General features: G+C 43.7%; 15 protein-coding genes. 7 read left to right on the top strand and 8 right to left on the bottom strand.

All coding sequences use genetic code 11. The features are described from left to right. Positions 1-237: 237 nt before the first annotated feature. A complete protein-coding gene (locus AY607_RS07725) occupies positions 238-2,415 on the bottom strand; it encodes a TonB-dependent receptor domain-containing protein (protein WP_064102253.1) in 2,178 nt (725 codons plus the stop codon). A 264-nt stretch (positions 2,416-2,679) separates the two neighbouring features. On the opposite strand from AY607_RS07725, the gene tig reads away from it, so the two are divergent. From tig to AY607_RS07745, 4 genes are all read left to right on the top strand, one after another. Then, entirely contained in the window at positions 2,680-4,011 is a 1,332-nt protein-coding gene (gene tig, locus AY607_RS07730; protein WP_064095175.1) for a trigger factor, read from the top strand. Positions 4,012-4,193: 182 nt separating this feature from the next. Continuing rightward, positions 4,194-4,799 carry an ATP-dependent Clp endopeptidase proteolytic subunit ClpP gene (gene clpP / locus AY607_RS07735; RefSeq protein ID WP_064094818.1) on the top strand — a complete coding sequence of 202 codons (606 nt, stop codon included), beginning with the start codon at positions 4,194-4,196 and terminating at the stop codon, positions 4,797-4,799. Positions 4,800-4,828: 29 nt separating this feature from the next. After that, positions 4,829-6,139 (top strand): ATP-dependent protease ATP-binding subunit ClpX, encoded by a 1,311-nt coding sequence (gene clpX, locus AY607_RS07740; RefSeq protein WP_064094817.1) that lies wholly within the window; start codon positions 4,829-4,831, stop codon positions 6,137-6,139. Between the two features lie 170 nt (positions 6,140-6,309). Beyond that, positions 6,310-7,026: a DUF2846 domain-containing protein gene (locus AY607_RS07745; RefSeq protein WP_064102254.1), complete on the top strand. Its 717-nt coding sequence runs from the start codon at positions 6,310-6,312 to the stop codon at positions 7,024-7,026. Positions 7,027-7,095: 69 nt separating this feature from the next. Here the strand turns inward: AY607_RS07745 and AY607_RS07750 are convergent, their stop codons facing one another. After that, the gene (locus tag AY607_RS07750) at positions 7,096-8,622 is read right to left on the bottom strand and encodes a fumarate hydratase (protein ID WP_064094815.1); all 1,527 of its coding nucleotides are present in this window, start codon (positions 8,620-8,622) and stop codon (positions 7,096-7,098) included. 720 nt (positions 8,623-9,342) lie between these two features. Here AY607_RS07750 and AY607_RS07755 point away from each other — a divergent pair. Further along, the gene (locus AY607_RS07755) at positions 9,343-9,582 is read left to right on the top strand and encodes a DUF2171 domain-containing protein (protein WP_064102255.1); all 240 of its coding nucleotides are present in this window, start codon (positions 9,343-9,345) and stop codon (positions 9,580-9,582) included. Positions 9,583-9,734: 152 nt separating this feature from the next. Here AY607_RS07755 and AY607_RS07760 read toward each other — a convergent pair whose 3' ends face one another. The 4 genes from AY607_RS07760 to AY607_RS07775 form a co-directional block, all read right to left on the bottom strand. Next, the gene (locus AY607_RS07760) at positions 9,735-10,286 is read right to left on the bottom strand and encodes a GNAT family N-acetyltransferase (RefSeq protein WP_064094813.1); all 552 of its coding nucleotides are present in this window, start codon (positions 10,284-10,286) and stop codon (positions 9,735-9,737) included. Positions 10,287-10,429: 143 nt separating this feature from the next. Then, positions 10,430-12,568 (bottom strand): phosphate acetyltransferase, encoded by a 2,139-nt coding sequence (gene pta, locus AY607_RS07765; protein WP_064102256.1) that lies wholly within the window; start codon positions 12,566-12,568, stop codon positions 10,430-10,432. Positions 12,569-12,622: 54 nt separating this feature from the next. Continuing rightward, a complete protein-coding gene (locus AY607_RS07770; RefSeq protein ID WP_064102257.1) occupies positions 12,623-13,843 on the bottom strand; it encodes an acetate/propionate family kinase in 1,221 nt (406 codons plus the stop codon). A 451-nt stretch (positions 13,844-14,294) separates the two neighbouring features. Further along, positions 14,295-15,560 carry a glutamate-5-semialdehyde dehydrogenase gene (locus tag AY607_RS07775; RefSeq protein WP_064102328.1) on the bottom strand — a complete coding sequence of 422 codons (1,266 nt, stop codon included), beginning with the start codon at positions 15,558-15,560 and terminating at the stop codon, positions 14,295-14,297. A 321-nt stretch (positions 15,561-15,881) separates the two neighbouring features. Between AY607_RS07775 and AY607_RS07780 the strand changes: the two genes are divergently transcribed. After that, a complete protein-coding gene (locus AY607_RS07780) occupies positions 15,882-17,219 on the top strand; it encodes an alpha/beta fold hydrolase (protein ID WP_064102258.1) in 1,338 nt (445 codons plus the stop codon). Positions 17,220-17,247: 28 nt separating this feature from the next. Here the strand turns inward: AY607_RS07780 and AY607_RS07785 are convergent, their stop codons facing one another. Together AY607_RS07785 and nagZ are read right to left on the bottom strand one after the other, a co-directional pair. Continuing rightward, positions 17,248-18,111 (bottom strand): class I SAM-dependent methyltransferase, encoded by an 864-nt coding sequence (locus AY607_RS07785; RefSeq protein WP_064094809.1) that lies wholly within the window; start codon positions 18,109-18,111, stop codon positions 17,248-17,250. A 123-nt stretch (positions 18,112-18,234) separates the two neighbouring features. After that, positions 18,235-19,257, bottom strand: coding sequence for a beta-N-acetylhexosaminidase (nagZ, locus tag AY607_RS07790; protein WP_064102259.1), 1,023 nt, complete (start codon positions 19,255-19,257; stop codon positions 18,235-18,237). A 199-nt stretch (positions 19,258-19,456) separates the two neighbouring features. Here nagZ and AY607_RS07795 point away from each other — a divergent pair, with 199 nt between their 5' ends. Beyond that, positions 19,457-21,643 carry a carboxy terminal-processing peptidase gene (locus tag AY607_RS07795; protein WP_064094807.1) on the top strand — a complete coding sequence of 729 codons (2,187 nt, stop codon included), beginning with the start codon at positions 19,457-19,459 and terminating at the stop codon, positions 21,641-21,643. Positions 21,644-21,727: the final 84 nt, after the last annotated feature.

A 21,727-nucleotide genomic window follows, 5' to 3' on the forward strand; every position in this document is an offset into this window, starting at 1 on the left:
TAGGAATTCATGATCTTTAAGAAAATATTAAATGAGATTTCAAATGTAATGTTATATCAATACTTGATTAAACAATTGATTTTAATAAATATTGATAAATAAAGCTGATTGTTAACTTTTTATTGAGAATAATGATGTTTATTAGAAGGGCATGAATTAGCAATGTTTTGGGAAGTGCTGATCTAGCGACAAGAAAAAAACCCTGCCGAAGCAGGGTTTTGAATCATGACTTTTATATTAGAAGTCGTATGAAACAGATAACCAGTAGTTACGGCCTGGAATATAAGTACCTGTTGTACTAGAACCGATATCTAAATATTTATAACCGGTGGCAGTTTGGGGACGACCACGGTTGTCTAAATATTCATATGATTTTGCACCTTCGGTAAAATCTTTGTCCAGCAAGTTGTTCACAGCCATATTCAGACGTAATTGATCACTGACGGTATAACTTGCACCGAGGTTGAATACGCTATAGCCCGCTAACTTGTCACCAAATAATTTATATTCTTCATAGTCGCTTGAGCCTAAACCTGAAGCAGGTGCTGTTGGCGTAGTCAGGAAGCGTTGACGATCAGATTTATATTCGTACTGTAACCATAGGTCTACAGCAGGCACCAGATGCCATGTTGAAGTCAGGTTAAGCGCATTACGTGGCTGGTTATTGTAATAAGTGCCTTCGTTTTCTCCATCCGTAATTTCACTTCTGGTATAGGTATAGGCAGCTTTCATATCCCATTCAGGCAAAATGCTGTATTGCAAAGTTGCTTCTGCACCATAAACTTTGGCCTTATTCGCATTCACGCTGGTTGAACATGAGCTTGCAGTCAAGCATTCAGCGGATACAGGAAGATTCTCTGAAACAATCGCATCTTTAATCTGGTTGTAAAAACCGGTTGCCGTGAAATTGATATCATCTGTCGGCTGTAAATTAAAACCTAATTCATAGTTGGTTGAGGTTTCAGGCTTTAAGTCCGGATTACCAAATGTCAGGTTTTGTCCCTGTCCACTGAGGCCAACAACGCCGTCATAAAGGGCTTTCGCAGAAGGTGCTTTATAACCTGTGCTTACACCACCTTTCACGGTCAGCATGTCATTGGTATTCCAGACTAGATAGGCACGTGGACTAAAATGACCGCCAAAACCGGAGTGATCTTCAAAACGACCGCCATAAGTTAAACTTAAACTATCCAAAAGACGCCATTCATCTTCAGCATACACTGACCAGGATTTTTTATCGAATTCGTCTACACCAGTCGAATACAGAGCGATATTATCTTTATTGGTTTGCTCTTTGTATTCCGTACCCACAGTGAGCTTATGCGCACCCAAAGTTGAAATAATATGGCTGTCTGCAATTAAATCGGTATTTTTTAACACACGATCTGCACCAATTTGTGTATTTCCGACGGGTAATGCAGCCGAAGGTATCGTACGACCTTTGGTTTCAGTTTCTGAGTGGCTGATATAAGTATTCCACTGACCAAAGCTATAGTCGCCATCATGCCCGATTGCAAACTGGGTACGATCAAAAATCAATTTATCTTTATAACCATTTGCTGTTGTTGCAGTATCTAAAGTACCTAAACGGCTATCTTCATTCTTATAGTTTTGATGGCTGTAGAATGAGTCAAGCCACAAGGCATTTTGATCATCTACTTTGTATGTAAGTTTACCGCCTACATCATAATTATGTGCGGTGGTTGGGCGTGGATCTCGACCTGTTGAACCTTCGACCCGGTCAGACTGTCCCCGGTCATAATAACTGCCGCGAAGCTGCAGACCAAGCACATCATTGACCAATGGACCATTCACTAAAAAGCTGGTTTTCCAGGAGTCTGCTTCAGCACCATGCTCCATAACGTTGCCACTGACAGTAACGTTCCCATTCCACTCGTCTGAAACTTTTTTGGTAATGATATTAATGACACCACCCATCGCATCTGAACCATATAGGGTCGACATAGGTCCGCGAATCACTTCGATACGCTCAATGGCTGAAAGGGGCGGCATAAAGCCTGTTGCTGCTTCACCAAAACCATTCGGGGTAACATCTGTTGAGGTGGTTTGACGACGGCCATCAATCAAAATAAGGGTGTCATCAGCGTTCATACCACGGATGCTAACATTTAGTCCTGCAGTTTTGCCTACGCCATTACGCACATCCACTCCAGGGACATCAACCAACAGGTCAGCAATATTGGTGGCATTCTTACGTTGAATATCTTCTTGAGTGATCACGCTAATTGAGGCGGGTGCATCTTTTAATTGTTGTTCAAAACCCGATGCAGAAACTACAATGGTAGACAAGGTGGTAGTTGGGATGTTTGAGAGGCTATGTGTCTCTGCAAAAGCAGATGTTGCTGTGACCCCAAAAATTGCCAATGTAAGCGGACGAAGACTAAAACTATGCATGACCAAATTCCCGAACCGAAGAATAAATTAGTATTGTTGCTCAAATAAGAAACTGGATATTAATGATAGTACTTATCATTTGCAATAAAAATATACATTTTCTGCATTTAAGTGGGGTTGACTGAATATCTGAAAGGGTAGCAATTCGAATAAAAAAGACTTAAAAGCTGGAACTCGCGCGTATTTTTTGTATATCCTTAAATGTTGTCATATAATGTGGCACATTTTTATAAACCTGTTATTACCAAATATATAGAGGAAGCCATGCAAGTAACTTCTGAAGCGGTTTCGGGCGTTGCCCGTCGTTTAAATGTTTCTGTACCGACGAGCCGTATTAATGAGCAATTTGAAGCTCGTTTAAAACGCACTGCTAAAACTGCGAAGATCAACGGCTTCCGTCCAGGTAAAGTGCCTGTAAACGTTGTTCGTCGTGAATACGGCGCTGGTATCTACCAAGAAGTTGTCAACGACATCATTCGTGATACAGTTTTCGAAGCGATCCAGCAAGAAAAAATCAATGCTGTAGGCATGCCGAACATTGAAAAAACTGAAATGAAAGACGACGCTTTAGTTTATGAAGCGACCGTTGAAGTTTATCCAGAAGTTGACGTGAAATTCGAAGGCCTGGAAGTTGAACGCAAAGCTTCAGAAGTGAATGACAAAGATGTTGAGAAGATGATTGAAAATCTTCAAAAACAACGCGCTTCTTGGGCTGAAACCAAAGGCATGGCGAAAAAAGACATGCAAGTGACTTTTGACTTCGAAGGTTCAATCGACGGCGAAAAATTTGAAGGCGGTTCTGCAGAAGACTTCAAACTTGTTCTAGGTTCTGGTCGTATGATTCCTGGCTTCGAAGATGGCATCATCGGTATGAAGAAAGGCGAAGAGAAAGTGATTGATGTTACTTTCCCTGAAGACTATCAAGCTGAAAACCTGGCTGGTAAACAGGCTCAATTCAAAATTACTGTGAAGCTTGTTGAAAAACAAAAACTTCCAGAAATTGATGCTGAATTTCTGAAAATCTTCGGTGTATCTGAAGAAGAAGGCGTTGAGAAGTTGAAAGCTGACGTTCGTAAAAACATGGAACGTGAAGTGAAAAACGGCCTGCGCAACCAGGTTAAAGGCGCAACTTTTGATGCACTGGTTGCTGCAAACGAAGTTGAACTTCCAGCTGCCATGCTTGCTCAGGAAATTGACCGTCAACGTCAACAAATGATCCAGCAGTTCACTCAACAGTTTGGTGCTCAAGGCGCGAAAGCATTTGATTCAAGCATGCTTCCAGATGATCTGTTCAAAGAACAGGCTGAAAAATCTGTGAAACTTGGCGTGCTAGTAAGCAAAGTACTTGCTGATGCGAAAATCGAAGTTGATCAAGCACGTGTAGAAGCTTACATCGAAGACATGGCTTCTTCTTATGAAGATCCAAACGAAGTGATCGAATACTTCAAGAATGACAAGCAGCAACGTGCTCAAATCGAAGCTGTAGTACTTGAAGATCAAGTGGTTGACTACATTCTGAACTCTGCGAAAGTGACTGATGTAACTGTAAGCTATGAAGACTTATTGAAAGAGCAACAGGCTCGTCAACAAGGCTAATTTTAGCTTTCCATAAAAAGGCGCTTCGTGCGCCTTTTTTCATATTATTGATATATCTGTTTTTCACAAAACTAATGCAAAAAATATGAGAGATTTATTGGCGATTATTTTGCAATTTCATTGATTATCCCTCATATTGTAATTATGGATTAAGTCACAAAAATTTAGGAATAAATAAACCTATGTATGTTCCAACGATTGAAAACGCTTTAGTGCCAATGGTGGTAGAACAATCCTCTCGTGGTGAGCGTTCTTTTGATATTTATTCACGCCTTTTACGTGAGCGGGTAATTTTTTTAACAGGTGAAGTTGAAGACAATATGGCCAACTTGATCGTTGCGCAAATGTTGTTTTTGGAAGCGGAAAACCCAGATAAAGATATTCATTTATATATCAATTCACCGGGTGGCTCGGTGACAGCTGGCATGGCAATCTACGATACCATGCAGTTTATTAAACCGGATGTCGTGACTTATTGTATGGGTCAGGCAGCCTCAATGGGGGCATTCCTGCTGAATGCAGGGACCAAAGGCAAGCGTTATTGCCTGGAAAATGCCCGCGTCATGATTCACCAGCCTTTAGGTGGTTTTAAAGGCCAGGCATCAGATATTGAAATTCACGCACGTGAAATTCTGTTCATTAAAGAACGTTTAAACCGTTTAATGGCTGAACATAGTGGTCAGGAATATGAAAAAGTGGCACGTGATACAGACCGTGACAACTTTATGACTGCTCAGCAAGCGAAAGAGTACGGTCTTGTGGATGAAGTACTTACTAAACGTCCATAAGTTTTAAAGATTGAGATATTGGAGTAAATATGTCCGAACATCCTCAAGGACAAAAGCATTGTTCATTTTGCGGTAAAACGCAGTCTGAAGTCGGAAAGCTGATTGCAGGCGAGGACGCATACATTTGTAATGAATGTGTGGACGTATGCTTAGATTTGGTTCAAACCAGTCAGCAGGTAGAAACCAATGACTGGGCGAACCGTCCTTTGCCGAAACCGCATGAAATCCGTGCGGCGCTGGATCAATATGTGATTGGTCAGGACGTAGCGAAGAAAACCTTATCTGTTGCGGTATATAACCATTATAAACGTCTGAAAGTGCAGACCAATGGTAAGAAAGCAGATGATTCTGTTGAAATTGCTAAAAGTAATATCCTGCTGGTCGGACCGACTGGTTCAGGTAAGACCTTGCTGGCCCAAACACTTGCCCGTCTTCTCGATGTTCCATTTGCCATGGCAGATGCAACCACACTGACCGAAGCGGGGTATGTGGGTGAAGATGTAGAAAACATTGTACAAAAGCTTTTGCAAAAAGCTGATTACGATGTCGAAAAAGCGCAAAAGGGCATTATCTATATCGATGAGATCGACAAGATTACCCGCAAGTCGGAAAATCCATCGATCACACGTGACGTATCGGGTGAAGGTGTACAGCAAGCCTTGCTGAAAATGATCGAAGGTACGGTGGCTTCCATTCCTCCTCAAGGTGGGCGTAAGCATCCGCAGCAAGAATTTATTCAGATCGATACCTCGAACATCCTGTTCATTTGTGGTGGTGCATTCTCAGGTCTTGAGAAAATTGTCCAGCAGCGTCAGGAAAAAGGTGGTATTGGCTTTACTGCGGAAGTCCGTAACAAAGATGAAAGCAAAAAGCTGTCTGAGCTGTTCCGTCAGGTCGAAGCAACTGACTTGGTGAAATTCGGTCTGATTCCAGAATTTATTGGTCGTCTGCCAGTGATTGCAACGCTGGATGAACTGGATGAAGAAGCGCTGATGCAAATTCTGACTGAGCCAAAGAATGCATTGACCCGTCAATATAAACATCTGTTTGAGATGGAAAATGTAGATCTGGTCTTTGAAGACTCGGCTTTACGTGCTGTGGCGAAAAAAGCCCTGGAGCGTAATACCGGTGCGCGTGGTCTGCGTTCGATCCTGGAAAATTCATTGCTTGAAACCATGTATGACCTGCCGAGCCGTAGTGATGTAGGTACTGTGGTGGTGAATGAAGCAGTAATTAATGGTAAAGCTGCACCAGAGTTTCGTGCTGAGCGTCAACCACATGATGAACCAGAAACAGCAGCAAAAGTTGATTTAAAAGTGGTGAATAGCAAATCTGCCTGAGAGTTGCTATTCGTCAGAAACGTGTGAAAACCCCGTGTTTTCACACGTTTTTTATTTCCAAAAATAAAAGCAGATGCTAATCTCAACATCTAGGCGTGGACGCCGAAAGTTATAAAAAATATATCGCAAAGCACTTGCATACAAGAATAAAGACGCAGTGAGGGATAAGCATGCGTGGAGTCGCCATCGTACTCATCGGCAGTTTGGCGCTGATGGGGTGTCACGGTAAAAAAGCCGTAGTTGAACCTACACAGCCGCTCAGTACTTTAAAAAATATTGATCTTGAAAAAAAACCAGGCTTCGTCGAGAAGCACAAGGTAGGCATGTTCACGATTGGTGGTTGGGTGAACCAGAAACAGGGTCATCATTTCCAAACGGTTAAGCCACAGCATGAAGAAGCAGCTATTGTTTATTTATATCGTCCAGATTCAAAATGGAACCGTCAGGAAATTGTAGCTGCGAGTCTGTTTATCAATCAGCATCGCATTCCAAGTTTACTGCATAATCACCATTACTGGATCGAGCTACCTGCAGGCACTTATCGTTTAAGTACTAGCCGTCCTTTGGGTACTCTGCACTTTCAGACACCTAAATATCTGGACCTTACGGTAGAAGCAGGACAGTCCTATTTTATTAAATATGATGAGGAAAATCTCAGCACCCGTCGTAGTGTAACGGGACCGCTGATGCTAATGCCGAATAATGTGGGTTTAAATGAAATTGCTTTTACCCAGTTAAAGTCAGACAGTTTTAACTTTTTTGCACAGGATCAGCAAACAGGAAAAATCCGCAAAAAAGCCCAGAAGATTAAACCGACTGCTTATGATCCAAGCCTAGACGTACAATTGACCACGCCTTTTAAACTGTGGGATCCGCGGACTTGGTAATTTGGATAGTTCTTTGAGGAAAGATAATAAAAAAGCACCCTAAATGGGTGCTTTTTTATACAGCTTTAATTAGCCTGCAGCAGCATCAACTACTGGAATCTTGCCAATTTTAGCTTGCCAGATTTTCGGTGCAGTGGCATGAATAGAAGTACCATTCACATCAACCGCGACAGAGACCGGCATATCTTTCACAACAAACTTGTAGATCGCTTCCATACCCAGGTCAGCAAAGGCAACCACTTCAGCTTCACGGATCGCTTTAGACACGAGGTACGCAGCGCCACCTACAGCCATTAAGTAAGTCGCTTTATTGTCTTTGATTGCTTCAACGGCAGCAGGACCACGATCCGCTTTACCGATCATGCCAAACATGCCAGTCGCTTCAAGAACTTGACGTGTGAATTTGTCCATACGCGTAGCCGTTGTTGGACCTGCAGGACCAACGACTTCATCACCGACTGGATCGACTGGACCTACGTAGTAGATGAACTTGCCTTTAAGATCAACAGGAAGTTCTTCACCATTGTTCAGCATGTCCACCATGCGTTTGTGCGCAGCGTCACGGCCAGTGTAAATTGTACCGTTAAGAAGCAGCGTATCGCCTGGTTTCCAGGAGTTCATTTCTTCTTGCGTGATGTTGTCCAGGTCAACGCGTTTAGACGTTGAAGAATCCCAAGTCACAGATGGGTAGTCTTCAAGTTTTGGTGCCTGAATATGTGCAACACCTGAACCATCAAGGGTGAAGTGTGCATGACGAGTCGCAGCACAGTTCGGGATCATACCGACTGGTTTACCTGCAGCATGACATGGATAATCTTTGATTTTAATATCAAGTACAGTGGTTAAACCGCCAAGACCTTGTGCACCAATACCCAAAGCATTTACTTTTTCGAAGATTTCGATACGAAGCTCTTCCATTTTGCTTTGTGGACCACGACGAAGCAATTCGTCCATGTTGATCTCTTCCATCAATGCTTCTTTGGCAAGCATCATGGCTTTTTCGGCAGTACCACCGATCCCGATCCCCAGCATACCTGGTGGACACCAGCCTGCACCCATGGTCGGAACAGTTTTCAGTACCCAGTCTACGATTGAATCAGATGGGTTCAACATTGCCAGTTTAGATTTATTTTCTGAACCGCCACCTTTGGCTGCAACAGTGATATCTACTTTGTTACCCGGAACAAGCTTGTGATAGATCACAGCAGGGGTATTGTCTTTGGTGTTTTTACGGCCAAATGCAGGATCGGCCAGAACTGATGCACGAAGTACGTTCGAGTTTTCAAGGTAACCTTGACGCACACCTTCGTTGATTGCATCATCCAGGCTCATGGTTAAATCGAATTTAACGTCCATGCCCACTTCAACAAATACGTTGACGATACCAGTATCTTGGCAGATAGGGCGGTGGCCTTCTGCACACATGCGTGAGTTAATCAAGATTTGCGCGATTGCATCTTTCGCAGCTTTGTTCTCTTCACGGTCGTACGCACGGCTCATCGCTTGGATGAAGTCTTGTGGATGATAGTAAGAAATGAACTGAAGCGCATCTTTAACCGATGTGATCAAGTCATCTTGCTTGATAATAGTGGTCATACAAATATCTCTTGAGCGGGCTGTTAGCTAGCGGGCTAAATTATAAGATAAATAAATCCAGTTGTGGGTGTTTTACAGGGACATTGGCCAAAAGTTTATAGTTTAAGCAATTTATCGTCTTGTTCTGGTCACTAGCATAGTTAAAAAAGACAAGTTCGTGACATATTTATTGTCATATTTCAGCTTGTATTTCACCTCAATAAAGCTTATAAAAATTTAAGTTATTGATTTTTATTTAATATTTAAAAATATAAAAAATCCTGATTGTCATCTAAATGTCATAAAACTTTTACATAATGCAGCTATCAAATAAAGGAGATCCTAACAATGGTTACAGGTATTTTGATGGCAGCTGGTTTTTGTGTATATATCGCTGCAACTTGGATGTATGGTCAGAAAGAAGAGCAAGCCTAAGCTTATCTTCTTTCTCCTATTTTAAGGTTTTATTGGATTACGCTATCTTCAAATCTTCAAATCTTCAAATCTTCAAATCTTCAAATCTTCAAATCTTCAAATCTTCAAATCTTCAAATCTTCAAATAATATTAATAAAAAACAATATTTCAAACATCTTCCCCTTGTCACAATACTCAGGTAACTCACACATTTTATAGAATTACATTATTAACCCAGAAAAACCCAAAGCCTGAAAACCCTTACACATGCAGCGTTTTTTATTGCTTAGACTGTTTTTCTCAACTTCTAGAAACAGGCAAGTAGAATGAACAATTTTAATGCAAGTGATATTAAAGAACATGCTTCAGTCATTGCTTCATGTGGTACTCAAGTCGGGAAGGTGGATCATCTGGAAGGTCAGAATTCAATTAAATTAACGAGAAGTGATGATGAAAATAATGAACATCATTTAATTCCATTAAGTTGGGTAAGTGAAATCAAAGATGGAAGTGTAGTTTTAAATAAAACAGCAGAAGAAGTGCGTCAGCAGTGGACCACCGTGTAAAAGTGTTTGATGTCTGATTGATGCTGGTTTAGGCGAAAAAGTAAAAACCAGCTATAAGTTTAGGCCGACAGAATTGATCGGTTAAAGTGCTAAATGCCAGCCTGATAGGCTGGCATTTATTATGTGTAACAAAGCTTTTTACGGCATTTATTTTATTCATATAAGGGATTTCGTGCCTGCATCATGATTTCATCTGAATATTTATCTTGGTATTCAAAAGCCTCTTTTTTAACTTCCATCACTTGGAAACCGCATTTTTCATAGGCACGAATCCCGCGTGGATTATGTCCAAACACTTGTAAAGATAGTGTTTTTAATCTTAATTGCTTAAAGGCCCACGTTTTGATGAGCTCGATGGCTTCACTGCCATAACCTTGGCTAGTGAACCTGATTTGAGAGAGCGCAATGCGAAATTCTGCTGTTAGGTTTTCAGGATCAATCTCTAAGACAGATAATTCCCCAATCATACGGTGATCAGCCTGCAGACAAATGGCAAAATCATAACGGAGCGGATGATCAAGGCAGCGTCGAATATGGGCTTCAATTTCAGCCAGGTTAAAGTTCCGCTTTAAGCCTGTCATATGACGAATCTCATCGACTTGCGTAGCCTCCAGGAAAATGGGTGCATCTTCAACTTTTAGAGGCCTTAAGTAGATACGAGCGCCATTTAACTGAAGTATAGGTTTAATGATATTTGGCGACATTTTTTATTTTCGAGATAATCCGTGTGTAGATTATAGAAAATCTGCTCAGTCATAAGAAAAAAATAAAATGATTAATAAAAAAACCACCTGATTTTTCAACCAGGTGGTTTGGAAAACTTAAATTCAAGAAAATTCAAGAAGTATTAAGCTTCTTGCTGCTCGGCCTGAATCGCAGTTAAGGCAATGGTAAACACGATGTCATCGACCAATGCACCACGTGACAAGTCATTCACAGGTTTATTTAAACCTTGCAGCATTGGTCCAACACTGACCACATTGGCAGCACGTTGTACCGCTTTATAGGTCGTGTTACCGGTGTTCAGATCCGGGAAAATAAATACATTGGCACGTCCGGCCACTTGTGAGTCAGGTGCTTTTTGACGCCCCACGCTTTCCACCGAAGCTGCATCATATTGTAATGGCCCATCAATCAGCAGATCAGGACGACGCTCTTTGGCAATACGTGTAGCTTCCGCGACTTTTTCCACATCTGCACCGGTACCTGAAGTTCCAGTCGAATAGGAAATCATGGCTATACGCGGGTCAATACCAAAGGCTTTGGCAGAATCGGCGGACTGAATTGCAATTTCGGCGAGCTGTTCTGCATCAGGATCCGGATTGATCGCACAGTCACCATACACATAGACTTCATCTGGCAATAGCATAAAGAATACGGAAGAGACCAGTGAATAATCCGGAGCAGTCTTGATCAGCTGGAAGGCAGGGCGCACCGTATTTGCGGTGGTATGTACTGCGCCCGACACCAAACCGTCAACCTGATCCAGCGCCAGCATCATGGTGCCAAGTACTACCGTATCTTGCAGTTGTTCACGGGCTTGCAGTTCGTTGAGCCTGCCTTTACGCAGCTCGACCATCTTGTCGATGTAGTTTTCACGCACCAGATCCGGATCAAGAATTTCCAGATCTTCAGGCAATTCGATGCCGCGCGCTTTGGCTACTTCTAGCACCGCTTCAGGCTTGGCCAGCAGAATACACTGTGCAATACCACGTGCCTGACAGATGGCGGCAGCCTGTACGGTACGCGGTTCATCTCCTTCTGGCAGTACAATACGTTTTTTCGCGGCAATCGACTTCTGTACCAGTTCATGACGGAAAGCGGAAGGTGACAGACGTGGCTTATAAGAACCATTCAACATTTGATTCAGCCATTCCGGATTGATATGGCTTGAAACAAAACGCGTCACCTGATCCGCACGTTCAGTATCATCTACCGGAATTTCATTGCTGAGATTTGCCAGTTTTTGTGCGGTTTCAAATGTGTTGAGTGGTGTATGTAAAATCGGTAAACCTTGCTTGATGGCAGTCTGGCAGAATTCCAGCACCTGATCATTTGGCTGATGATGCTCAGTCAGCACCAGACCTGCCAAAGGAATCCCATTACTGCTGGCCAGACTGCTGGCCAGTAACACATCAATGCGGTCGGATGCACTGATGATCAGTTCACCCGCTACAAATTTATGCAGTTCATGCTCGATATTGGCTGAAATCAGGCTGCTATTTTGTACACGGCGCTGCTTGGCTTCGCCTTCATTAATCCAGTAACCAGAAATATATGCAGCAAGATCAGACATACGCGGTACACTCAAGGTTTTACTGAAAGGCACCAAGCCAATCACTGGTAATTTTTCAGAACCAATATGCGGATGAGTCTGCTGAATGGCTTTAATAAATTCTGCAGTTTCAGCCTTGAGGCGTAAATCCGGATTCAGCGTGACAGGAATCTGTGCAGATTCTTCAGGCAAGCCCTTGGTACGCATCAACATGATACCTGCCAGACGGGTAGAGCTGGCACCACCAAAGTTACGAAGCTGATGTTCAATTTTATCTGCGGTTTGGCTTGGCTTGAGAATATTGGCATTGCTGACCACAATAACTTTGGCATCGAGGGCCTGTGCCAATGCAGCATTCAGATCGTCGGCAAAACTGTCCTGAGTATTTGGCAGCAAACCTTCGACAATAATCAGGTCATGCTGTTTGGCAATTTGACGATGCAGACGTACCGCTTCTTCAAGCAGTTCATCCTGTTCCCCCAGATTGATCTGCTGCAAGACTTTGCTATAACGGATGGGTTCAACAGTTTCACTCTGAGAAATATGACGATACAAAGCCGTGGTGCGGTCTTCGATTTCATTCAATTCCTGAGCAAAAGGTTTGAGGAAGCCAGCTTTTACCCCTTGGCATTCCAGCGCATAAATCAGGCCCAAACAGGCAGAAGTTAGGCCTACGCCTTCCCCGGTGGGTACCAATAAAATTGTTTTCATAAGTTATGTCAGTCGCAAAATAATAGAAATCAGTTAAAAAGTGGCCGGGCCTGCTTATGCAGGCGTTGCCTCAACTTTAGACTTTTTTGCAGTATGTTGCTCGATTTCGAGTTCTACAACACTCTGAACTTCCTGGGCAATGCGGCCTTCTTCATCGGTTGGTACCACCCAGATTTGTGGGCCTGTGCCTGAGTCGATCCGGCCTTCGGTACCGCGTTTCAGTTCATTATTGGCATTCTTATCCAGATTGAAACCAAAATGAGGCAGGTAAGTCATGGTCTTTTCACGGATATACGCCGAGTTTTCGCCAATGCCACCCGTAAAGAACAGACCATCGATGCGTGGCAGACCACAGCTCAATGCTGCCAGGGATTTGGCCAGGCGATAGCAGAATACTTCAATCGCCAGGCTGGCATCTTCATTGCCTTGCTCTGATGCTTCAATCAGGGTGCGCATGTCATTGGACAGATCAGACAGACCTAAAAGACCACTTTGGCTATTCAGCATCTTGTCAATTTTATAAATGTCCCAACCCAGATTTTTCGCCAGGAAGCTGTGCAGGCTTGGGTCGACATCGCCACTGCGTGTGCCCATGACAATGCCTTCAAGTGGGGTTAAACCCATAGAGGTATCTATACTTTGCCCATTCCAAACGGCACAGGTCGAGCTACCATTGCCAAGATGCGCGGTTAACCAGCCCCCTTGTTTAAAACTGCCTGCCAGTTCAGAACCACGGTCTGAAACATAGGCATGGCTGGTTCCGTGGAAACCATAGCGACGTACACCATGAGCAGTATATAAAAATTTCGGCAGGGCATAACGATAAGCATGCGCTGGCATGGTTTGGTGGAAGGCAGTATCAAATACTGCAACCTGTGGCAATTCCGGAAATAAACGTTTGGTGGCTTCAATGCCAATCAGGTGTGCCGGATTGTGTAATGGCGCAAGCGGCGTTGCTTCACGGATTTTTTCAATAATTTCGTCATTGATCAGTTCGGCCTTGGTCAGGCTGCCGCCATGTACCACACGGTGACCGATCGCGTCCGGACGGTAGTTGGCCAGACGTTCCAGACCCACTTCAAGTGCCTTTTTATGGTCAGCAAATGGAATGTGGATATCCACCGGCTCATTGCCGACAGTCACGCCTTTAATACGAGCATTCTCTGTGCCTAAGTTTTCAGCTAAACCATGAATACGGAAATTCTGCTCCTCAAGAAGTAATGCGAACTTGATTGAAGAAGAGCCACAATTAATAACTAATACTGATTTAGACACGATTGATTACCCAATTTTTAATTAAAATTCTCGTCCATTTGCTTGATCCAATTGCAAACCATGAAGCTGCAATATTGATCAATACCTATCTTTTAACATTTGTTTTTTTTCTGTCCTAGATAGACTTTAGCAGATTAGACTTAAGCATTATCGACCAAGTTAATAATAATAACTAAAATTTATCAGTTCATAGTTTTCATTTATAAATAAAATGATGCTGAAAATACGATCAATAAAAATGTTAAATCCTGCTTAACGTTTATTTTGTGACAGATTGATTTTCCAGTTTAGCGCCTGAAATTGCAAATTTTGTTCTTGCATACAATTTTATAAAGAGATTCATCAATAAAATGACCTGGAGGTTCTGATCCCTCTATTTCAGTGTCGATTTTTCTGTGCATAAAAAAACAGCCTCACACATGAGGCTGTTTTAAATGAGCGATCTGAAGACTTACTGGCGAATCTGACCATCACCAAAGACGATCCATTTCTGGGAAGTCAGGCCTTCAAGACCAACTGGACCGCGAGCATGGATCTTGTCGGTCGAAATGCCGATTTCTGCACCAAGACCATATTCAAAACCATCAGCAAAACGGGTAGAGGCATTGATCATGACCGAGCTGGAATCTACAGCCGCTAAAAATTCACGGGCAATACTGTAGTTCTCAGTAATGATAGAGTCAGTATGGTGCGAGCCATATGTGTTGATATGTTCAATGGCTTCCTCGACACCCGATACAATCTTGATGGCCAGAATCGGTCCAAGATATTCGGTATACCAGTCTTCTTCAGTGGCAGCAATTACTGCATCACCGAGGATACGCTGAGTTTGTTTACAACCACGTAGCTCTACTTTTTTCTCTTGATACAGTTCTGCAATACGTGGCAAGAACTCTTCAGCAACTTTTTCATCGACCAGCAGGGTTTCCATGGCATTACATACGCCATAGCGATGGGTTTTGGCATTGAAAGCAATCGGCAATGCTTTTAACAAGTCCGCTTGTGCTTCCACATAGACATGACAGTTGCCATCCAGATGTTTAATGACCGGTACACGTGCTTCTTCAGTAATGCGCTCGATCAGGCTCTTGCCGCCACGGGGCACGATCACATCTACATATTCAGTCATGCTAATCAACTGGCCTACGGCAGCACGGTCAGTTGTATTCACGACCTGTACGGCAGCTTCGGGCAAGCCTGTCACTTTCAGCCCGTGTTGAATTGCGGCTGCAATTGCCTGATTCGATTCCAGCGCTTCCGAGCCACCACGTAGAATAATGGCATTTCCTGATTTCAGCGCAAGTGATGCGGCCTCCAGCGTGACGTTAGGACGTGATTCATAGATCATGCCCACCACACCTAAAGGTACACGCATCTTGCCCAGCTGAATCCCGGAGGGGCGATAGGCCATATCCGTAATTTCACCAATCGGATCTTTCAGGCCAATGACATCTTCGAGGCCTTGTAACATTCCTTCGAAGCGTGCGGGGTTCAGTTCTAAGCGATCAAGCAGAGCTGTATCCAGGTTGTTATTATGTGCCTTGGTCATATCTTTCTGGTTAGCAGCCAAAATAGCAGCTTGGCTATTTTCTAAAGCTGTATAAATAGCAGATAATGCATCGTTTTTGGTTTGGGTAGACGCACGAGCCAAAATGCGAGACGCTTGGCGTGCCTGCTGTCCTACCGTTTGCATATATTGTTCAATAGACTCTTGCATAGCGGTTTGATCACTTAGAAATTTCATTTCGATATTAACAGTCTGCTGCTGCACAATGAAGCCCATCTGTTAAAAATCATCTGTTTTCGCAGACTTCTAAACATTTTGAAAATTTTTTCTGTTTAAAAGCAGATAAGTGGTCAATCAAGCGGTTGCTTGTGAAAAGCAGCTCTGTATAGAATGAAACACGTGACATTGAAGTCATTTATAACTATTAAAGAGCAGGATGCTTGTTCAGGCACACCGGAATGCGCCTGAAATATAAGACTGTTCATCATGACTTGCACAATAAAAATAAGGCAAGGACGGAGGAAAAGGAATATGAATTCCATTATCTACATGGATGCCCATGTATTGGAACAACCTAGCCATAAGGGCTTTTTTGATCTTTATGATAAGCACAGTTTTAAGCAGCCGCCACGTACCACCTGGATGAATGGCTGGAAAATTGAATATATGGCGATTGCCCGTCCAGATACCCTGCATTTAAGACCTATGGTGATTATTGGTGGAGCTTTTCAGAATTTTAATTCCTACAAATATTGTGTAGAACAGCTTTTTGATGCAGGCCCCATCATTTTGATTGACCTGCCCTCAATGGGAGCGAACCAGCAGATTAATAATGTCGACACAGGCCTGTCTGCAGGAACACTGGAGCTCGAAGATCTTGCTGCGATGCTGGGACGATGGCTGGAGCAGATGCAGCTGCCGCAAGTGGCAATTCTAGGCATGTCCTTGGGGTCAGTGGTGGCCTCCTGTCTGGCAGATCAACGTCCTGAACTCGTAGACCGGATGATCCTGATGGGTGTCATGCAGAAAACCCGTAAAAGCTGGCGCATGCTGCTGGAAGAATCCTTACATCTGATGAAAGAACAGCGTATGGATGAATTTGGTCAGGCTGTCATTTTATATCTGGTCAATCATGCACGTTTGGCCGAAACCCGGATGTCACCCACTGCAAAGCGCCTGTTCTTTAAACAGATGGCGGAATTTACGGCAACCGAACAGGACCGCTATGAGATCAATTGCAACCGTTTATTGCGTCTGACCAATGTACCAATTCCACAGTGCAAAGTACTGGTAGCATGTGGCCAATATGACAGTTTTACTTTGCCACATGAGAATGCCGATTTTGCCCTGCAATGCCCGGATATGCAGTATGTGCAAATTGCAGGTGCTGACCATGTACCTCAGCTGCAACGTCGTAAAGAAACCATGCATTTATTTGCAACCTTTTTACGTGATGAAGCGGTTGATCAACTAGACGGCATTATTCCGTTCACTCGCGAACAGATACAGCAAATTGAACGTCGCGGTGAAGAACGGATTCAGGTACAAGATCCACAGCGCTATTTAAGTCATCGTCATTCTGATCTCATTTTAAAAGCAGAGATAGTGAACATGAATTTCTTTGGAGTATTGCTGGAGTTAGATGCAGGACAGGTTGCGCGTGCAGCAACTCATCCACGTGATCTGGCTTTGCATCTTGAAGATGAACAAGGGGAATTTCGTATAGAATGCCTGCTCTTTGAGCAGGCTGACACACAGCTGCGTGCCTTATTCAAACATGGCAGCTTTGAGGTTGCAGAACGTTTATTGCAATTTATACAAGTACAAAAAATGCTGTTACAGGCAGAAGTATTGGATGCAGTAATTTAAAAACATCATCTTTAAAAAAACAGCGTACTTAAACGCTGTTTTTTTTCACTGCATGAATCATCCAGACCAGATCACCTAAATGTTCATCCTGTTCTGGTCGTGGATTTTGCTGGCCTGGCTCGGCAAAATAACGTTGAGGTTGTTGTACCTCAACCTGGTCAAATCCTGCATCTTGAAAAAAGTGCTGCAGTTCTTGGGGGGATTTAAAATGAAAGGTAAACGCACTTCGAGACATGAATTTAAGCAGACGGCTACTGCTCCAGATAAAGTTCGCCAGTTTATTTTTCACCGGTTCAGGATAAATATCGCTGAAATAGTGAACTGCCGGGAAATACTGCGCATTTTCTGTAATACCCTGCATCAGAATGCGTAACATCTGCTGATCAAAATAATTAATCAGTCCTTCGCTAATGACCACTAAGGGCTGGTTGCGGTCAAACATCTGAAAAATACAGTCCAACTCTTCACTAAAAATATCGGCAGTCAGGACTTCAGGAGCATACTGATCGATTTGCTGTAAAGCCTGAGTCTTGATCTTGGCCATATCGGGAAGATCCAGTTCACGATAATTAATTTCTGGAAATTTCTGTCTGAAATTCCAGCTACGTGGAGATAGTCCACAGGCAATTTCAAGAACCTGAAGCTGGGGATATTGCTCAAGCAGTTGACACAAATGCTCATCAATCATCTGATGGCGCTGCTTCAGTGTCGTACGCATACTACCGCCGACATAACGCTCTGCCCAGGACTCAAGTGGGTGAAGCAGTTTGGCCAGAATTTTACCTTTAGTGGTCGCAAAGGCTGGATGCGAGATCCCCATTTGATACCAGATATAGCCGGTATAGTGCGCAGTAAATGAAATATGGCGATGTTGTGAAAGTGTTTCTGTCATATCGTTCTTACCTTATTTTTATTTTTAAGTTAATTACATAATAGTGTAACCTTTTCATTACTATAATTAAAAAGGAACACTTTGTCGTGTTCCTTTTTTTGTGTTGACTGGATTAAAAAAGCTTTAGCTCATCTGCTGTTTGAATGCCAGTATTTCGTCACGGATATTGCGCCATGCTTCTCCCAGATCAAGCTCTGCACCAATCTGGATGTTTGGGATGTTGCCGCGCATGCGTTCCAGACGTTGCTGGTTCGGGAGAGGTAGATCCTTAATCCCTTCCAGTGCAATGCATTGTGCTGCACGGTCATTGCAGACTAGACCCATGTCACAACCGGCTTTAAGGGCGGCCTGAATTCGGGCATCGGCATCGCCTGCAACACAGGCAGCCTGCATGCTTAAATCATCCGAGAACAGGACGCCGTCAAAGCCGAGCTCCTGACGCAAAACTTTCTGAATCCAGAATTCCGAGAAACCTGCCGGATTGGGATCCACTTGGCTATAGATAACATGAGCCGGCATTAAAGCATCCAGCTGTGGTTGTAACTGGATAAAGGTTTGCATGTCTTTTTGCTGGATCTCTGCGTAGGAACGCGTATCAATTGCTGCAGCAACATGCGAATCTGCTTTGACCGAGCCATGACCCGGGAAATGTTTACCGGTTGAAGCCATGCCGGCACGTTTCATACCTTTTAGAAATGCGCTGGCGAGTGGAATAATGTCCTGGATATTTTGGGCAAAGCTACGATCACCGATCACATCGCTGATATCATTTAAATCCAGCACAGGAGCAAAGCTGAAATCAATCCCGACAGCTAGTACTTCAGTCGCCATTAGCCAGCCGCATTTTTCAGCCAGTTCCAGAGCGCGCTGTGGATCGCTTGTATAAAGTTCGCCAAATTTTCCCATGGCAGGCAGTAGGGTAAAGCCCTGTCTTAGACGTTGGACACGACCGCCTTCCTGATCGACCGCAATTAAAATATCCGGGCGAACCTGACGCATATGATCAGTTAAGGCACGGACTTGAGCTGGAGATTCGATATTGCGACCAAATAAAATGACTCCACCGACTTGCGGCGCACTTAATAGTTCAATATCTTCTTGAGTCAGGGTGGTGCCTGCGATGTCGAGCATCAATGCGCCAATCATATGTGGATTCCATTTTAGAATTTTTCGGGGAAACAATACCTGATTTCTGCAATGATTTGCTACACTTTGTCAGCACAGAATATGATAAAACTACACGACATAAACATATTAAGTTGTTTAAGATGCTGAATACTTTAAATTCTGGTCGAAAAGCAACACGGTCACATTGGTCTCTAGGCCAAGGAAGTACGAATTATTTATGAAATTTCAAACGATAGCTTGCGCCGTTGCGATTGCGACAGGTGGATTCTTTTTTACCCATGTAGTGAATGATGCGATTGCGGCCAATAGTACAGAAGTGCTCAGCAAGGCGATTCAGCCATCTCAAGAACAGGCACTAGTGTCACGCCAGCTGGCAACCCTAGTGGACCGTCAGCACTATTTGAATATGCGTCTGGATGCTCAGACTTCACAGCGCATTTTTGATTTCTATATCGATAGTCTTGATCCGGAACATAGTCTATTTCTGGCTCCAGAAGTTGAAAACTACAAGAAACGTTATGGTGCCAGTTTTGGTGCCAATCTGAAAGCCGGCAATTTGTCGGGTCCTTATGAAATACATGAACAATATCGTCAGCGTCTGACCCAGTTCTATACGTATATGTTGAATGAGCTGAAAAAACCGCAGAATCTGAACCAGCCGAATGTTTATATCGAAACGGATCGTGAAAAAGCACCGTTCTTTAAAACAGAAGCTGAACAGCGCGCGCACTGGTCAAAAATGCTGGTGTCTCAGCTGATCAATCTGACTATCAGCAAAGAGGAAGAACAGGCCAAGCAGAAAGCCCTGAAAGCCAATCCGGAACTGGCCAATGGACAGGATCTCACAGGTCCTGAAGATCTGACGCCTGCGCAAACCTTGACTAAGCGTTACACCCGTCAGCTCGAACGCCTCAGCCGCATCAAGAGCGATGATGTGCTCGACAAGACACTGAACGCGATGATGCTGACCTATGATCCGCACAGTAATTACTTCCCGCCTGTCGATGCGATGGAACTGAATCGTCAGACGACTTTGCAGTTAGAAGGGATTGGTGTGTCGATTCGTCCGGAACGCGGCAATGAAGATTACACCAAGATTGAAACCATTGTCGAAGGTGGTCCAGCCAGTAAGTCAGGCCAGGTCAAATCAGGGGATCGTATCATTGGTGTAGCTCAAGATGGCGAGCAGATGGTCGATGTTATTGGCTGGCCAAGTAATGAAATTGTCGGTTTGATTCGCGGCAAGCGCGGCACCAAAGTCACTTTACGCTTACTCGGTGCAGGCGCTCCTATGGGACAGGCACGTAATGTGACCATTACCCGTGATGTGATCCAGGAAGAAGATGCAGGTGTACGTACACGTGTAGTTGAGATTCAACGTGACGGTAAAAAATATCAATATGGTGTGATCGAAATTCCGTCTTTCTATCTGAACTATCGTGCACGCCGTGCGGGTACGGATTATCGCTCGGTCTCTGAAGATACCAACAAGGCCTTGAAAGAGCTGGCAGCGAAGAATGTTGCCGGGATTATTGTCGATTTGCGCAATAACCCAGGCGGTTCACTGGAGGAAGTGGCACGTATGCTCGGACAGGTGATCAAGTCTGGTCCAGTGGTACAGATCCGTGATGGTAATGGCAACGTTAGCGTCTTTGAAGATGATGATGGCGGCGCACAAACCTATGCAGGTCCACTGGCAGTGATGGTCAATCTGGCATCTGCTTCAGCCAGTGAAATTTACTCTGCTGCGATTCAGGATTATGAGCGCGGGATTGTGATTGGCAGTACCACCACAGGTAAAGGTACGGCACAGGTACAACTGGATAGCTTGGCACATGGACAGGCGACACTGACCCAGCGTAAATTCTACCGTGTGACCGGTGGCAGTACCCAAAATAAAGGGGTCATTCCGGACATTAAACTGGTTGATATTTATAACGAAGAGTTCGGTGAGCGTAAGGCCAAAAATGCCTTGCAGTGGGATACCATTCCAACTGCGCCATTTAAACGTGAAGGCGCAGTACAGAAATATGTCCCTGAACTGGCTAAACTTTCTCAGCAACGGGTTTCACTGGATTCTCAGTTCAAGTATTTGGAACAGCGTAAAGCCGTAATGAAGAAAGCTGAAGAAGAAAAGCGTCAGGTACTGGACTTGCAACAGCGTAAAGCCGAGCTGATTGCAATGGAGCAAAAAACGCTGGAAGCAGAAAATGCCCGCCGTATTGCTACAGGTCTTAAGCCTTATCCGAATTGGGAAAGTTATCAGGCTTCGATGGATGCCTTGATTGAAACGCGTGCCAAGATGAAGGCCAAAGAACGTCCGGCTTTGCCTGAAGAAGAAGCTTTTGTGATTGAAGCGGCAAATGTGTTACTCGATTATGCCAACCTGCAGAAAAAATCCTAAGATTTAACTTTATTTATCTTTTATTAAAATAGCCTGTTTCGACAGGCTATTTTTTTATTCGGCCAGTTTGCACAAAAGACCAAA

The sequence above is a fragment of the Acinetobacter sp. SFA genome (assembly GCF_001647535.1).
Lineage (GTDB): Bacteria > Pseudomonadota > Gammaproteobacteria > Pseudomonadales > Moraxellaceae > Acinetobacter > Acinetobacter pecorum.

Excerpts from the sequence above, each read along its gene's own strand:
- AY607_RS07725 (WP_064102253.1), bottom strand. The coding sequence starts at position 2,415 with ATGCATAGTTTTAGTCTTCGTCCGCTTACATTGGCAATTTTTGGGGTC.
- tig (WP_064095175.1), top strand. The coding sequence starts at position 2,680 with ATGCAAGTAACTTCTGAAGCGGTTTCGGGCGTTGCCCGTCGTTTAAAT.
- clpP (WP_064094818.1), top strand. The coding sequence starts at position 4,194 with ATGTATGTTCCAACGATTGAAAACGCTTTAGTGCCAATGGTGGTAGAA.
- clpX (WP_064094817.1), top strand. The coding sequence starts at position 4,829 with ATGTCCGAACATCCTCAAGGACAAAAGCATTGTTCATTTTGCGGTAAA.
- AY607_RS07745 (WP_064102254.1), top strand. The coding sequence starts at position 6,310 with ATGCGTGGAGTCGCCATCGTACTCATCGGCAGTTTGGCGCTGATGGGG.
- AY607_RS07750 (WP_064094815.1), bottom strand. The coding sequence starts at position 8,622 with ATGACCACTATTATCAAGCAAGATGACTTGATCACATCGGTTAAAGAT.
- AY607_RS07755 (WP_064102255.1), top strand. The coding sequence starts at position 9,343 with ATGAACAATTTTAATGCAAGTGATATTAAAGAACATGCTTCAGTCATT.
- AY607_RS07760 (WP_064094813.1), bottom strand. The coding sequence starts at position 10,286 with ATGTCGCCAAATATCATTAAACCTATACTTCAGTTAAATGGCGCTCGT.
- pta (WP_064102256.1), bottom strand. The coding sequence starts at position 12,568 with ATGAAAACAATTTTATTGGTACCCACCGGGGAAGGCGTAGGCCTAACT.
- AY607_RS07775 (WP_064102328.1), bottom strand. The coding sequence starts at position 15,560 with ATGCAAGAGTCTATTGAACAATATATGCAAACGGTAGGACAGCAGGCA.
- AY607_RS07780 (WP_064102258.1), top strand. The coding sequence starts at position 15,882 with ATGAATTCCATTATCTACATGGATGCCCATGTATTGGAACAACCTAGC.
- AY607_RS07785 (WP_064094809.1), bottom strand. The coding sequence starts at position 18,111 with ATGACAGAAACACTTTCACAACATCGCCATATTTCATTTACTGCGCAC.
- nagZ (WP_064102259.1), bottom strand. The coding sequence starts at position 19,257 with ATGATTGGCGCATTGATGCTCGACATCGCAGGCACCACCCTGACTCAA.
- AY607_RS07795 (WP_064094807.1), top strand. The coding sequence starts at position 19,457 with ATGAAATTTCAAACGATAGCTTGCGCCGTTGCGATTGCGACAGGTGGA.